This window comes from Alsobacter sp. R-9, assembly GCF_054612375.1.
On the sequence record NZ_JBTSWJ010000002.1, the window covers coordinates 301,509 to 314,773 of the forward strand.

The window sequence follows — 13,265 nt, forward strand, 5'->3', positions numbered from 1 at the left end:
CGCGGGCTTGACCGCCCTGCGAAAGTTCAATCCTATGTGAAAATGCCAAGTCTGCCGCCGTCGCCTCGACGACGGGGATGCGGGCCAAGGCTGATCTCCTCAAGGGAGACGACCATTCAGAGTGGGAGCTACTTCAACATGAAGAAGATCATCGTTTCCGCGGCGCTCGGCGCTGCGGTTGCCCTCGCGGCGGGGTCCGCGTCTGCCCAGACGCTGAACAACGTCAAGCAGAAGGGCTTCCTGCAGTGCGGCTCGAACACCGGCCTCGCCGGCTTCGGCCAGCCGGACGCGCAGGGCAACTGGACCGGCCTCGACGTCGAGTACTGCCGGGCCGTGGCTGCCGCCATCTTCAACGACCCGACCAAGGTGAAGTTCGTTCCGCTGTCGGCCAAGGACCGCTTCACGGCGCTCCAGTCGGGCGAGGTGGACATCCTAGTCCGCAACACGACCTGGACGATCTCGCGCGACACGTCGCTCGGCCTGAACTTCGGCGCGATCAACTACTATGACGGCCAGGGCTTCATGGTTCGCAAGAGCCTGAAGATCGCGTCCGCGCTCGAGCTGAACGGCGCCTCGGTGTGCGTGCAGCAGGGCACGACGACCGAGTTGAACCTCGCCGACTACTTCCGCGCGAACAAGCTCGAGCTGAAGTCGGTGACCTTCGCGACCTCCGACGAGACGCTGAAGGCCTACGAGGCCGGTCGCTGCGACGCGTTCACCACGGACGCCTCGGGCCTCTACGCCGAGCGCCTGCGTCTCGCCAAGGCCGACGAGCACATGGTCCTGCCGGAGATCATCTCCAAGGAGCCGCTCGGCTCCGCGGTGCGCCACGGCGACGACCAGTGGCGCGACATCGTCACCTGGACGCACTACGCCATGCTGACGGCCGAGGAACTCGGCGTGACGAAGGCGAACGTCGACACGATGATGAAGTCCGAGAACCCGGACGTGAAGCGCCTGCTCGGCACCGAAGGCAAGTTCGGCGAGCCGATGGGCCTCACCAACGACTGGGCCTACCGGATCATCAAGCACGTGGGCAACTACGGCGAGGTGTTCGACCGCACGGTGGGCAATGGCTCCCCGCTGAAGATCGCGCGTGGCCTGAACGCGCAGTGGTCGAAGGGCGGCCTGCAGTACGCTCCGCCGATCCGCTGATCGCAGGGCGCGGCGTGGCCATGGGCCGCGCCGTCGCCTGATCGAGACGAAACGGGGCGCGGCCGCGGGCCGCGTCCCGGCCTCGGCGACAAAAGGCTGGCATCACAATTGCCTGTCGCCGGAAGAGGGTGGGGATTAGGCTCATGAGCCAAGTGCAGTCGGGTGCTGCCGCGGACAAACCGCGCGTTTCACCCATCAACGACCCGAAGGTCCGCAGCCTGGTGTTCCAGGCGGTGCTGGTCCTCGTGATCGGGTTCATGGTCTACGAGGCGTTCGTCAACGCCCGCGAGAACCTCCAGCGCCAGAAGATCGCGTCCGGCCTCGGGTTCTGGGACAACATCGCCGGCTTCCCCATAAGCCAGTCCCTGATCGCCTACTCCGAGGCGACCAGCACCTATGGCCAGGCCTTCTGGGTGGGCCTGCTCAACACGCTGCTCGTCGCCGTCATCGGCATCATCCTCGCCACGCTGCTGGGCTTCGTTGTCGGCGTGGCGCGGCTTTCGAAGAACATCCTCGTCGCAGGCGTGGCGCGCTGGTACGTCGAGATCGTGCGCAACCTGCCGCTGCTGCTGCAGCTGCTGTTCTGGTACAACGCCGTCCTCAAGGCCCTGCCGGGCGTGCGCGACAGCGCCAAGCTGCCCTTCGGAAGCTACCTGAACAACCGCGGCCTCTTCATGCCGCGCCCGATCCCCGACAGCGGCTTCGACCTCGTCCTCATCGCGCTTCTCGTCGGAATCGCCGGGACCGTCGGCTACCGCACATGGGCGAAGAAGCGGCAGGAGGCGACAGGCGAGCAGTCGCCGGTGGGGCTCGTGACCGCGGGACTGGTGCTGGGCCTGCCCATCGTTGCGTTCCTCGTGATGGGGATGCCACTGGCTTTCGAATTCCCCGCCGCCGGGCGGTTCAACATCAACGGCGGCATGGTCGTGCAGCCGGAGTTCCTGGCACTGCTGTTCGGCCTCGTCATCTACACCGGTGCCTTCATTGCCGAGGTCGTGCGTGCCGGCATCATGGCGGTGTCGCGCGGGCAGACGGAGGCGGCCTATGCGCTCGGCCTGCGGCCGAACATCACGACCAAGCTGATCATCATCCCGCAGGCGCTGCGGGTGATCATCCCGCCGCTGACGAGCCAGTACCTCAACCTCACGAAGAACTCGAGCCTCGCGGTCTTCGTCGGCTATCCCGACCTCGCCAACGTGTTCACGGGCACCGTCCTCAACCAGACGGGCCAGGCGATCGAGGTGGTCGGCATCACCATGCTCGTGTACCTGACGATCAGCCTGAGCACCTCCACGTTCATGAACTGGTACAACCGCCGCAAGGCGCTGGTGGAGCGGTGAGGGCCACGCCATGACCGCAACCGAATTCCCCGGCACCCCGATGTCCCACCGAGACGAGCCGGTGCGCTTCGTCCGGCAGTCCTCCGTCGCGGCCGCCCCGCCGCCGTCGTCCGTCGTGGGTCCGATCGCCTGGATCCGCGAGCACCTCTTCACCGGTCCGGTCAACATCGCGCTCACCATCATCCTGGTGGCGCTGGCCCTGTGGATCGTCCCCGGGCTGATCCGCTTCCTGTTCATCGACGCGGTGTGGTCGGGGGCCGACCGCGAGGCGTGCATCATCACCGAGCAGCGACCTGTGGTGGGTGCATGCTGGGCCTTCATCTGGGATCGCGCGGCCTACTTCACCTACGGCTCCTATCCCGTGGCCGAGCGCTGGCGCGTCGACGTGTTCTTCGTGCTCCTCGCCATCGGGGTCGTGTGGCTCCTCAACCTGAAGCTGCCGCGCAAGGATCTCGCCGGCCTCTATTTCTTCGTCGGCCTGCCGATCGCCTCCTACATCCTGCTCGTCGGAGCGCCGGTCCTCGGGCTGCGGACGGTCGAGACCAACCTGTGGGGCGGCATCCTCGTCACCATCGTCTGCTCGGCGGTCGGTATCGTCATCTCGCTGCCGCTCGGCATCCTGCTGGCGCTCGGGCGGCGATCGACCATGCCGGCCGCCCGGCTCTTCAGCGTCATCTTCATCGAGTTCGTGCGCGGCGTGCCGCTCATCACCGTGCTGTTCATGGCCAGCGTGATGCTGCCGCTGTTCGTGCCGGACTACCTGCAGCCCGACAAGCTGCTGCGCGCGCTCGTCGGCATCGCCCTGTTCGCCGCCGCCTACATGGCGGAGGTGGTGCGCGCCGGCCTGCAGGCCCTGCCGAAGGGCCAGTATGAAGGCGCGATGTCCCTCGGCCTGAACTACGGGCAGATGATGCGCCTCATCATCCTGCCGCAGGCCCTCAAGGTGACGATCCCCAATATCGTCAACACCTATATCGGCCTCTTCAAGGACACGACGCTGGTCGTGATCGTCGGCATCTTCGACTTCCTGAAGACGATCGAGGCCGCCCGCATCGACCCCCGCTGGGCTGCGCCGACGACAAGCGCGACCGGCTACGTCTATGCTGCCATCTTCTATTTCGTGTGCTGCTACCTGATGTCCCGCTATGCCCGCACCGTCGAGGCGCGGCTGGCGAAGGCTGACAAACGCTGAGGGGAAATGCCATGAGCGCCGCGCCCGCCGGACTGAAGCCGGCCAAGCTCAACAACGAGATCGCCATCGAACTGTCGGGCATGAACAAGTGGTACGGCGAGTTCCACGTTCTGCGTGACATCAACCTGACCGTGAAGCGCGGCGAACGCCTCGTCGTCTGCGGACCGTCGGGGTCCGGCAAGTCGACGATGATCCGCTGCATCAATCGGCTGGAGGAACACCAGCAGGGCCGGATCGTGGTGGACGGGATCGAGCTGACCAACGACCTCAAGCGGATCGACGAGATCCGCCGCGAGGTCGGCATGGTGTTCCAGCACTTCAACCTCTTCCCGCACCTCACGATCCTCGAGAACTGCACGCTCGCGCCGATCTGGGTGAAGAAGATGCCGAAGAAGGACGCGGAGGAGGTGGCGATGCACTACCTCAAGCGCGTCAAGATCCCGGAGCAGGCGAACAAGTACCCCGGGCAGCTCTCGGGCGGACAGCAGCAGCGCGTTGCCATCGCCCGTTCGTTGTGCATGAGCCCGAAGATCATGCTCTTCGACGAGCCGACCTCCGCTCTCGACCCGGAGATGGTGAAAGAGGTGCTCGACACCATGGTCTCCCTCGCCGAGGAGGGCATGACCATGATCTGCGTGACGCACGAGATGGGCTTCGCCCGCCAGGTGGCCAACCGCGTCATCTTCATGGACGCGGGCCAGATCGTCGAGGTGAACACGCCCGACGAGTTCTTCCGCAACCCGCAGCATGAGCGCACCAAGCTCTTCCTGAGCCAGATCCTGCACTGACCGGGGAGCGTGCCGATGAGGAGCCTCGTCCTCCTCGCGGCCGTCGGCGTGTCGGTGATGGTGCTCGCGGCGGTCCTCTCGGGCCGCCGGGCCGCGGTGATGGGGGCAGCGGCCGTCGCGGCCGGGCTTGCCGTGTGCCTCGCGGCGGTGCTCTCCATGGACTGCACGCAGTGCCACACCGCGTCGCTGGCGGTCGGTTTCTTCGTGTCCGCGCCGTTCTTCCTCGCCGGCTGGATCATCCTCTTCGTCGTCGGGCATGGGCCCGAATCGCTTGCCTGGCGCGTCGCGGCGTCTGTGGCGGCCGTCCTTCAGCTGGGCTGGGCTGCGCCGGCCGCCCGCGCCGCGCTGTCGGGGCGGTGTCCATGCGACGGGCTGCCGTGGATCGAGGGAGCGAACGGCCTCGCCGCGGTCGGCATCGACCGTTGGGCCATGCCGTTCTTCGCCGTCGCCGCGCTCCTGTCGCTCTACCTTTTGGGGCGGCGCACGCCCACTGGCCGGGACCCGGCGTCTTCCGACCGCCCGGCCTAGCGCCCGCCTGCCTTCGAGGGGCCGGTGGCGATGGGGCGGTCGCTCGAACCCCAGTCCGCCCAGGAGCCGTCGTAGAGCGCCTTGATCGGCCGGTCGAGGCTCTCCAGCGCGACCGCCAGGATCGCGGCCGACACGCCGGAGCCGCAACTCGTCACGACGGGCCGGTCGAGGTCCACGCCCGCCTCGGTGAAGGCGGCCTCGATGTCGGCGGCCTTGCGCAGGCGACCATCGGCGACGAGGCGGGTGAAGGGCACGTTCAGGCTCCCCGGCATATGGCCGGAGCGGACGCCGGGACGCGGTTCCGGCGCCTCGCCGCGAAAGCGGTCCGCCGGGCGGGCGTCCACGACCTGTGCCGCTCCGCTGTCGAGTGCACGCGCCACCGCGTTGGCGTCGGCGACGGCGCCGTGATCGAGCCGCGCGGTAAAGACCGCCGGGCGTCGCCTCGCCCGTTCGTCCGTCCAGGGGCGATTCTCGGCTCGCCATTTCGGCGCGCCTCCCTCCAGGATCGTGACGTCGCGCGCCCCGAAGGTGCGCAGCGTCCACCAGACGCGGGGCGCGGCGAAAAGGCCGGCGCCGTCGTAGACGACGATGCGCATGCCGTCGCCGATGCCCAGTTCGCCGACCATCCGGCCGAAGGCGTCCGGTGAAGGAAGCATGTGCGGCAGGCCGGACGAGGGGTCGGCGATGGCGTCGATGTCGAAATGCACGGCGCCGGGGATGTGACCCGCAGCGTACTCGGCCTTTCCGTCGCGCTTCATCGTCGGCAGGTACCAGGAGGCGTCGACGACGACGACGTCAGGGGCGGCGAGGTGATCCTCCAGCCACGCGGTCGAGACGAAATGGTCGGGCATGGGGTCCTCTTTCGACGGCTGTCCGCCGCAGATCGCTTGACGGGGGCAGGTTGGGGATCAGCCGAGCGCGACGCGCACGCGACGGTTGATCTTTCCCTTCTTCTCGATGGCGGTGACGAGCACGGTCCCGATCTCGCCGGTGTTGCGGACGTGGGTGCCGCCGCACGGCTGAAGGTCGAGCCCCTCGATCTCCACGAGGCGCACGCGGCCCGATCCCATCGGAGGCTTCACGGACATCGTCTTGACGAGGCCCGGATTGGCGAGGAGTTCGTCGTCCGTGATCCAGCGCTCGGTGACGGCAGCGTTGCGGCCGATCTTGGCGGCCAGTTCGGCTGCGATCGCCTCCTTGTCGAGGCCCGCGTCGGGGATGTCGAAATCGAGCCGGCCTTCGCCGTCGCCGATCGCGCCGCCCGTGACGGGGTAGGGCAGCACCGCGGTGAGCAGATGGAGCGCCGTGTGGATCCGCATCCGCTTGAAGCGCGTGTCCCAGTCAATCTCGACCGTCACGCGCTCGCCGGGGGCGGGAAGGACGGCACCCTCCGCCGGCACGTGGATGACGGTCGTCTTGTCCTCCGACCACACGGCCGTCGCGATCGGGATGCGCGTGCCGTCGGCTCGCACCAGCTCGCCGCGGTCGCCCGGCTGGCCGCCGCCGGTCGCGTAGAATACGGTTCGGTCGAGGATGATCCCGTTGCGCTCGTTGATGGCGAGGACGGTGGCGTCGGTGGTGGCCCGGTAGGCGTCTTCACGGAACAGGAGCTGCGTCGTCATCGTTTCCTCGGGCCGTCGTTGCCGGAACCCTAGCGGGTCAGGCGGGGGACGCGAAGCGGGAAAACGCGGCGGGCCGGGACGCGTCATTTGTCCACATCGACGACGCGGCCCGGAGCGCTACAATATGTTTCACGTGGTTGGTCTGTGTAAGCAGTCGTTGACGCGCATTCTGTCCGGTTTGGTTGTGATCCGGCGGGTGGGCATCGGCGTAAGGTTGTGACATGAGGTGGTGGAGACACTGCCGAGGCGCCTGTCCAGTGACGCGGAAGGACGACATTGAGCTTGCACCATTTCTCCCCCGCGACCGGGCGGCCGATCGATGAACTGCTTGCAGGCTATGCGGCCGGCCGGCTTTCTCCGCCCCTGCACGGCCTTGTCGCCGCCCACCTCTCCATCAAGCCTGACAACCGCCCGTTCGTGGCGGCGCTCGAGGGTTTAATCGGCGAGGAGATCGAGGCCATGCCGGCCGCTCCGGTCCGTGACCGCGAGGCCCGTCTGGCGGCGATCTTCGACGCGGTCGAGATGCCGAAACCGGCGCCCCTGGAGCCTTGCGCGGTGATCCCGGGCCCGCTGCTGCGCATGATGGGCTGCAACCTCGCTGGCGTGCCCTGGCGCACCAAGCTTCCCGGCGTCCGCGAGTACCGGCTGAACACCCCGGGCGAAACCGAGGCTTCGCTCATGTGGATCAAGCCCGGCCGGACGATGCCGTCGCACACTCACGAGGGCTCCGAGTACACGCTGGTGCTCCAGGGCGGCTTCACCGATGCCACGGGCCATTACCGCCGCGGGGACATCGCCATCGCTGATTCCGAGGTCGATCATCGTCCCCGCGCGGACGAGGACGAGGACTGCGTCTGCTTCGCGGTGACGGATGCGCCGCTGCGCCTCACCGGCCGCGTCGGCCGGATCGTGCAGCGCTTCCTCGGCCACTGATGGCACGCGCACGGGAGGCAGGCGGCACATGGTCGTGTCGGCTGCCACCTTAGGCGCGTTGATGAGCTCATCGACATGACCGCCGAGTATCGAGCACGTCCCACCGATGGCGTGGCGTGGGTGACCGGCGCCAGCTCCGGGATAGGGCGTGCCGTTTCGCTTGAACTGGCCCGCCGCGGGTATGTCGTCGCCGCGACGGCACGGCGCTTGCCGGAGCTGGAGGCGCTGGCGAGGGAAGCCGACGGGCGCGGGCACATTCTTCCCGTTCCGGGCGACGTCACCGATCCGGCCGCCATCGAGGCAGCGGTCGAGGCCATCGAGCAGCAGCACGGGCCCATCGCCCTGGCCTTCCTCAACGCGGGGACCTTCTTCCAGGACAAGCGGGCGGTTTTCGATGCCGAGATGGTCAACCGGACGTTCGACATCAACGTCGGCGGCGTTGCCAACTGCCTGCAGCCCGTGCTGGCGCGGATGACGGCCCGCGGGCGCGGGCAGGTCGGCATCAATGCGTCGGTGGCGGGTTATGGCGGCCTGCCGACCTCTGCGGCCTACGGCGCCACCAAAGCCGCGCTGATCAACATGACCGAGAGCCTGCGCTTCACGATGGGCCTCGCCGGCGTCACGATGCAGATCGTCAACCCGGGGTTCGTCGGCACGCCGCTGACCGACAAGAACACCTTCCCGATGCCGTTCCTCATTCCCGTCGACGATGCGGCTCGCAGGATCTGCGACGGTTTCGAGCGCGGCGGGTTCGAGATTGCCTTTCCCCGCCGGATGGCATGGCTGCTGAAGGTGGTGAACCTGCTGCCCTACGCGCTCTACTTCCCCGTCGTGGCCCGCTTCACGGGCTTCAACCGGCGCTGACTCCGGAGCGCCTCGCCTCGATGGTCGCCTGCAGCCGGTCGTGCACGCCGGCATCGAGCGGAAACCGCCACATCGCCCACACTGCTCCAAGCTTCAGCACGACCGGCACGGCCGCGTAGAGCAGGCCGAGCATCATCAGGCCCGACGCCTCGACACGGTTGGCGGCCGGATCGAATCCGGCCGCTCCGAGAACGGGAAACGCGAGGCCGACGGCTCCCGCGAGAGCGAGCTTTGTCGCCAGGGCCCAGAGCGACAGGTAGAGCGCCGAGCGCTCCTCGCCGGTGGCGGCCGTGTCGACGTCGATCACGTCGGCCTGGATGGAGGCCGGCAGCACGACGTCGGCGCCCAGCGTGAAGCCGGTCACGACGCAGATGAGCGCGAAGGCCCAGACCTGTCCTTCCCCGAGCAGCGGCGCGAAGGCGAACGCGGCGCAGGCGGTCAGCATGCCGATCGCCCAGGCCCGGTGCTTGGAGAGGCGCCGGGCCAGCAGGAGCCAGAGAGGGACGCCCGCCACGCCGCAGACGAAGTAGAGGACCAGCAGCGGGCCGACGGCATCCGGACGCCCGAGCCGGTACTGGACGAAGAACAGGAACAGCGTCGCCGGCAGGCCGTTGGCGAGGCCGTTGATGAAGAACGCCGTGATCAGGCGCCGGAACGGCGCGTTGGCCAGGAGGTGGCGCACGCCCTCGAGCGGAGGAAGGCGCTGGGTCGATCGATCGAGCGGCTCGGCCACCGCCACGAGTGCGAGCAGGCCCGCGAGCGGCAGGCCGACGGCGACCGCCACGGCGAAGGTCTGGAGCACCGCCCGCTCCCCCGGCACGCCCAGGGCGGGCAGAAGGGCAGGGGTGGCCAGTGCCAGAAGGGTCCCAACCACGGTGAAGGCCTCGCGATAGGCCGTCACCCTGTTGCGGCCCTCATAGGACCGGGAGAGTTCCGCGCCCCATGCCGCGTAGGGCACCTGCGCCGCCGACCACGCCACGGACAGCACGCAGCCCCACAGCGCGAGCCAGCCCAGACCTGCGCCCTGCGGCGGCACGAACACCTGCCACGCGCCGATCATGAGGAACGGGATCGACAGGGCGAACCAGAGGCGCCGACGTCCGAAGGCCGGGCGCCAGCGATCCGCCAGCACGCCGACGACCGGGTCGCTCGCCGCGTCGACGAGGCGGACCGCGAGAAGCACCTGCCCCACCGCAGCGATCGGGAGGGCGAGCGCCTGCGTGTAGAAGGCGGGAACCAGCACGTAGAATGGCAGGCTGAGGATCGCGAGCGGCAACGCCGGCAGGCCATAGGCCAGCAGTGTCCGCGCGCGCGGCTCGCCGACCGGCGCCGGTGGGGACGACGGCGGGGAGCTCACGCCGGCTTCGCGTAGACGATCTGCCGGACGTCGATGTTGCCGGAGCGGAAGCCCGCCTCGCAGTAGGCGAGATAGTACTCCCACATCCTGCGGAAGCGCTCGTCGAACCCGAGGCCGGTGAGGTTGGGCCATGCGGCGCGGAACCGCTCGCGCCACTGCTCCAGTGTCACGGCGTAGTCGAGGCCGAAGATGTGCTCGTGCCGCAGCGCCAGCCCCACCTTCTCGCCCAGCGACTGCATGATCGAGGGGCTCGGCAGCATGCCGCCGGGGAAGATGTAACGCCGGATGAAGTCCATCTCGGCGCGATAGCCCTCGAAGAACCGGTCCTGGATCGTGATCACCTGGAGGCCCGCGATGCCGCCGCCGCGCAGGCGCTCCGACAACTGCCGGAAATAGACCGGCCAGTACTGCTCGCCGACGGCCTCGAACATCTCGATCGAGGCGATCCGGTCGTAGGTGCCGGTCTCGTCCCGGTAGTCCTGGAAGCGAATCTCGACGCGGTCGGCGAGCCCCTGCTCGAACATGCGCCGCTTGGCGTACTCGTACTGCTCCTGCGAGATGGTGAGGCCGGTGACGCGGCAGCCGATTTCCTTGGCGACATACTCGGCGAAGCCGCCCCAGCCGCAGCCGATCTCCAGCACGTGGTGGTCGGGACCGATGGCCGTCTTCTCGGCGAGGGCCGCGTACTTGCGACGCTGGGCGCTCGACAGGTCGTTGTCGCCCTCCGCGAACAGAGCCGCGGAGTAGGTCATCGTGCGGTCCAGCCACGCCTCGTAGAAGCGGTTGCCGAGGTCGTAGTGCGCGTGGATGTTGCGACGCGAACCGGACTTCGTGTTGCGGTTGAGCCAGTGGCGGAAGTTCTGCCACAGCCGCACGAGCGGCCGGCCCTCCAGCATCGTCGCGATGATGTCGTGGTTGGCGCAGAACAGGTGCAGGAAGCGCGTCAGGTCAGGCGTTTCCCACTCGCCGCGCAGGTAGGCCTCACCGATCCCGATGTCGCCGCCGTCGATCAGGTGGCGGGCGAAGGCCAGGTCGCGCACGATCATTTCCGCCTCCGGCCCGGGCCGGGAGCCGCGGAACCGGAAAACCCGGCCGTCTGGCAACTGGACGACCAGGGTGCCCACCGCGATGCGGGTGGCCAGCGTGAACGCCTGCCGCGCCGCGAAGGGGAGTCCCGCGATGCACTGGGCGAGGTTGTCCTTGGTGACGTCGACCGTGTCGCCGGGGGATGCGATCGATCCGGAATGCACGCTTCGATACTCCTGGGTCTCGACAGTCAGCGTCGTGGTCATGTCAGGGCCCGTGCCCCCGGCGTGATGGCTCCGTCGGTCGTCGGACGGTCGCGAAGGGCCGGCTCGGTGCCGTAACTCAGCAGGGGCGGCGGCGGTGGCCTGTCGACGAGCCGCATGCCCTTGATCCACAGCCTGAGCGCTTCCCAGTGGATCCCGGCCATCACTTTCATCGTCAGCAACGGAACATTCACCAATGCTGACACAAGCGCCGGGGTCGTCAAGGGCTTGACCTTGCCCGAGAAAGTGGCTGAGAGCAGCGGACCCTCGGGGTCCGTCTCGAGGATCCGGATGGCGAGCGTGTCGGTCGGCGGCCGCACGCGGAACGCATACCGCATCGTCAGCCCGTTGAAGGGGGACACGTAGAACAGCTTGTCCCGCTCCTGCCGCACGCCGGCAGGAGACAGTTCGCCCGGCAGGACCGGCGCCACGTAGGTGTGGTGCTGGCCGAAGGTGTTGCGAACCTCGTAGACGACCGCGGCAAGGTCGCCCCCGGCCCGGTAGGCAAAATAGACGGACAGCGGATTGAACACGTACCCCATCAGCCGCGGATAGCACTGCAGGAGAACGCGTCCGCCCGCGAGGTCGATCCCTGCGGGCTCGAGGACCCGCTCCACGTAGCGGCGCAGGCTGCTTCCGTCCCGCGGGCCGTGGTCACGCTCGTGGAAGCTGAGCAGTCCGCCCCGGTTCACGCGGAACAGCGCCGAGCGGCGATCCGCCTCCGCGAGACGGTCGAGATCGACCAGCAGGGAGAACACGTCGTAGTTGAATCGATGCGCGACCGGCTTCAACCGGGCGTGCATGACCTTCCCGACGACGAGGCTGATCGCCTCCTCGGGAGGCGGGAACAGCGGGACGCGGGGTCCCGTCATTCGGCCGCCTCGGCAAAGGCGGGGGCGCCCGCCCGCCACGGTACGCTGGCGCCGAGGGCCTCGGCCACGGCGAGACCGGCGGACAGTCCGTCCTCATGGAAGCCGAAACCCGCCCAGGCGCCGGCGAACCACGTGCCGCGCTGGCCCTGCAGCAGGGGCAGCCGACGCTGTGCCGCGATGGCGCCGGCATCGTACTGCGGATGGTCGTAGCTGAAGACGCCGTAGGTGAGCTCCCGCGCCGGTGGCTCCGGCGGGTTGAGGGTGACGAAGAGCGGGCGGGAGGGATCGAGCGCCTGCAGGGCGTTCATCCAGTACGTCACGCACAGGTCGGCGTCCGGGTCGTCGCCCTGGATCACGTTCCATGCGGCCCACGCGCGCTTGCGGCGCGGCATCAGCCGCTCGTCGCGGTGGAGGTAGACCGCGTTGGGGCGGTAGCCGATGCTGCCCAGGACCTCGCGCTCGAGGTCCGAGGGATCCGCCAGGGCCGCGAGCGCCTGGTCCGAGTGCGTGGCGAAGATCACGTGGTCGTAGGTCTCGGTCCGTCCCGTCTCGTCCGTCACCTCGACGGCGAGGGGCTGCCGGCGCACGCGGGTCACGCCGCAGCCGAGGCGCACCTTGTCGCGATAGGGACGCGACATCGCCTCGACATAGACGCGGCTGCCGCCGGTGACCGTGCGCCACACGGGCCGCGCCCATTGCAGCAGATGATGGTTCTCGAAGAAGGCGACGAAGCTCTCGGCGGGGAAGGCCAGCATCGAGGCGGGCGACATCGACCAGATCGCCGCACCCATCGGGATCAGGTAGTCGTCGCGGAAGCGACGCGAGAAACCGCGCCAGGCGAGGTAGTCGCCGAGCGGCATTTCCACGAGCTGGCCGGCCTTGCGGTCGGCCACCGCGAGACGGTTGAACCGCAGGATCTCGAGAAGCATCGAGAGGTAGCCGGGCGAGAGCAGGTTGCGGCGCTGGGCGAACAGCCCGTCGACGACCTTCTCGGTCCTTCCGCACCACTCGAAGCGACCGCCGCGGGCGGACACCGCGAAGCTCATGGTCGACGCCTGCGTCTCGACGCCGAGGTGGGCGAAGAGTGCCGTCAGGTTGGGGTAGTTCATCTCGTTGTAGACGATGAACCCCGTGTCGACCGCGAGCGGAGTCCCGTCCGCGACCACGTCGACCGTGGCCGAGTGCCCGCCGAGCCGGGAGTCACGCTCGTAGACGGTGAGGTCGTGTGTCGTCGAGGTGGAAAGGGCGTAGGCGGCGGCGTTGCCGGCGATGCCGGTTCCGATGATGGCTATGCGCATGGACCCCTGCGACGAAACGGACGAACC

13 protein-coding genes are annotated in these 13,265 nt (G+C 68.4%); 7 read left to right on the plus strand and 6 right to left on the minus strand.

Going from position 1 to position 13,265, the window contains the following annotated elements; genetic code table 11:
• The first annotated feature begins 138 nt into the window (after nucleotides 1-138).
• The 5 genes from ACX9GQ_RS04135 (at nucleotide 139) to ACX9GQ_RS04155 (ending at nucleotide 5,003) form a co-directional block, all read left to right on the plus strand.
• Nucleotides 139-1,155: an amino acid ABC transporter substrate-binding protein gene (locus ACX9GQ_RS04135; RefSeq protein ID WP_459628272.1), complete on the plus strand. Its 1,017-nt coding sequence runs from the start codon at nucleotides 139-141 to the stop codon at nucleotides 1,153-1,155.
• 143 nt (nucleotides 1,156-1,298) lie between these two features.
• Nucleotides 1,299-2,495: an amino acid ABC transporter permease gene (locus ACX9GQ_RS04140; RefSeq protein ID WP_459628273.1), complete on the plus strand. Its 1,197-nt coding sequence runs from the start codon at nucleotides 1,299-1,301 to the stop codon at nucleotides 2,493-2,495.
• A gap of 10 nt (nucleotides 2,496-2,505) precedes the next feature.
• The gene (locus ACX9GQ_RS04145; protein WP_459628274.1) at nucleotides 2,506-3,687 is read left to right on the plus strand and encodes an amino acid ABC transporter permease; all 1,182 of its coding nucleotides are present in this window, start codon (nucleotides 2,506-2,508) and stop codon (nucleotides 3,685-3,687) included.
• Between the two features lie 11 nt (nucleotides 3,688-3,698).
• Nucleotides 3,699-4,475, plus strand: a complete 777-nt coding sequence (locus ACX9GQ_RS04150; RefSeq protein ID WP_459628275.1) for an amino acid ABC transporter ATP-binding protein — start codon at nucleotides 3,699-3,701, stop codon at nucleotides 4,473-4,475.
• A gap of 15 nt (nucleotides 4,476-4,490) precedes the next feature.
• A complete protein-coding gene (locus ACX9GQ_RS04155; RefSeq protein ID WP_459628276.1) occupies nucleotides 4,491-5,003 on the plus strand; it encodes a hypothetical protein in 513 nt (170 codons plus the stop codon).
• Here the strand turns inward: ACX9GQ_RS04155 and sseA are convergent.
• Together sseA and ACX9GQ_RS04165 are read right to left on the minus strand one after the other, a co-directional pair.
• Nucleotides 5,000-5,854, minus strand: a complete 855-nt coding sequence (gene sseA / locus ACX9GQ_RS04160) for a 3-mercaptopyruvate sulfurtransferase (RefSeq protein ID WP_459628277.1) — start codon at nucleotides 5,852-5,854, stop codon at nucleotides 5,000-5,002. The genes ACX9GQ_RS04155 and sseA overlap by 4 nt on opposite strands.
• A gap of 57 nt (nucleotides 5,855-5,911) precedes the next feature.
• Nucleotides 5,912-6,625, minus strand: coding sequence for an alanyl-tRNA editing protein (locus ACX9GQ_RS04165; protein WP_459628278.1), 714 nt, complete (start codon nucleotides 6,623-6,625; stop codon nucleotides 5,912-5,914).
• Nucleotides 6,626-6,901: 276 nt separating this feature from the next.
• Here ACX9GQ_RS04165 and ACX9GQ_RS04170 point away from each other — a divergent pair, with 276 nt between their 5' ends.
• A complete protein-coding gene (locus ACX9GQ_RS04170; RefSeq protein ID WP_459628279.1) occupies nucleotides 6,902-7,558 on the plus strand; it encodes a ChrR family anti-sigma-E factor in 657 nt (218 codons plus the stop codon).
• 75 nt (nucleotides 7,559-7,633) lie between these two features.
• Nucleotides 7,634-8,422, plus strand: coding sequence for an SDR family NAD(P)-dependent oxidoreductase (locus tag ACX9GQ_RS04175; protein ID WP_459628280.1), 789 nt, complete (start codon nucleotides 7,634-7,636; stop codon nucleotides 8,420-8,422).
• Here the strand turns inward: ACX9GQ_RS04175 and ACX9GQ_RS04180 are convergent.
• From ACX9GQ_RS04180 to ACX9GQ_RS04195, 4 genes are read right to left on the minus strand one after another with little or no spacing between them, the layout of a single operon-like run.
• Nucleotides 8,409-9,779, minus strand: coding sequence for an MFS transporter (locus ACX9GQ_RS04180; RefSeq protein ID WP_459628281.1), 1,371 nt, complete (start codon nucleotides 9,777-9,779; stop codon nucleotides 8,409-8,411). The two genes, ACX9GQ_RS04175 and ACX9GQ_RS04180, sit on opposite strands and share 14 nt — an antisense overlap.
• On the minus strand, nucleotides 9,776-11,071 hold the full coding sequence (locus ACX9GQ_RS04185; protein WP_459628282.1) for a class I SAM-dependent methyltransferase: 1,296 nt from the start codon (nucleotides 11,069-11,071) through the stop codon (nucleotides 9,776-9,778). The genes ACX9GQ_RS04180 and ACX9GQ_RS04185 overlap by 4 nt, the downstream gene beginning before the upstream one ends.
• On the minus strand, nucleotides 11,068-11,940 hold the full coding sequence (locus ACX9GQ_RS04190) for a DUF1365 domain-containing protein (protein ID WP_459628283.1): 873 nt from the start codon (nucleotides 11,938-11,940) through the stop codon (nucleotides 11,068-11,070). Before ACX9GQ_RS04190 ends, ACX9GQ_RS04185 begins: the two co-directional genes overlap by 4 nt.
• A complete protein-coding gene (locus ACX9GQ_RS04195) occupies nucleotides 11,937-13,238 on the minus strand; it encodes an NAD(P)/FAD-dependent oxidoreductase (RefSeq protein WP_459628284.1) in 1,302 nt (433 codons plus the stop codon). Before ACX9GQ_RS04195 ends, ACX9GQ_RS04190 begins: the two co-directional genes overlap by 4 nt.
• Between the last annotated feature and the right edge of the window lie 27 nt (nucleotides 13,239-13,265).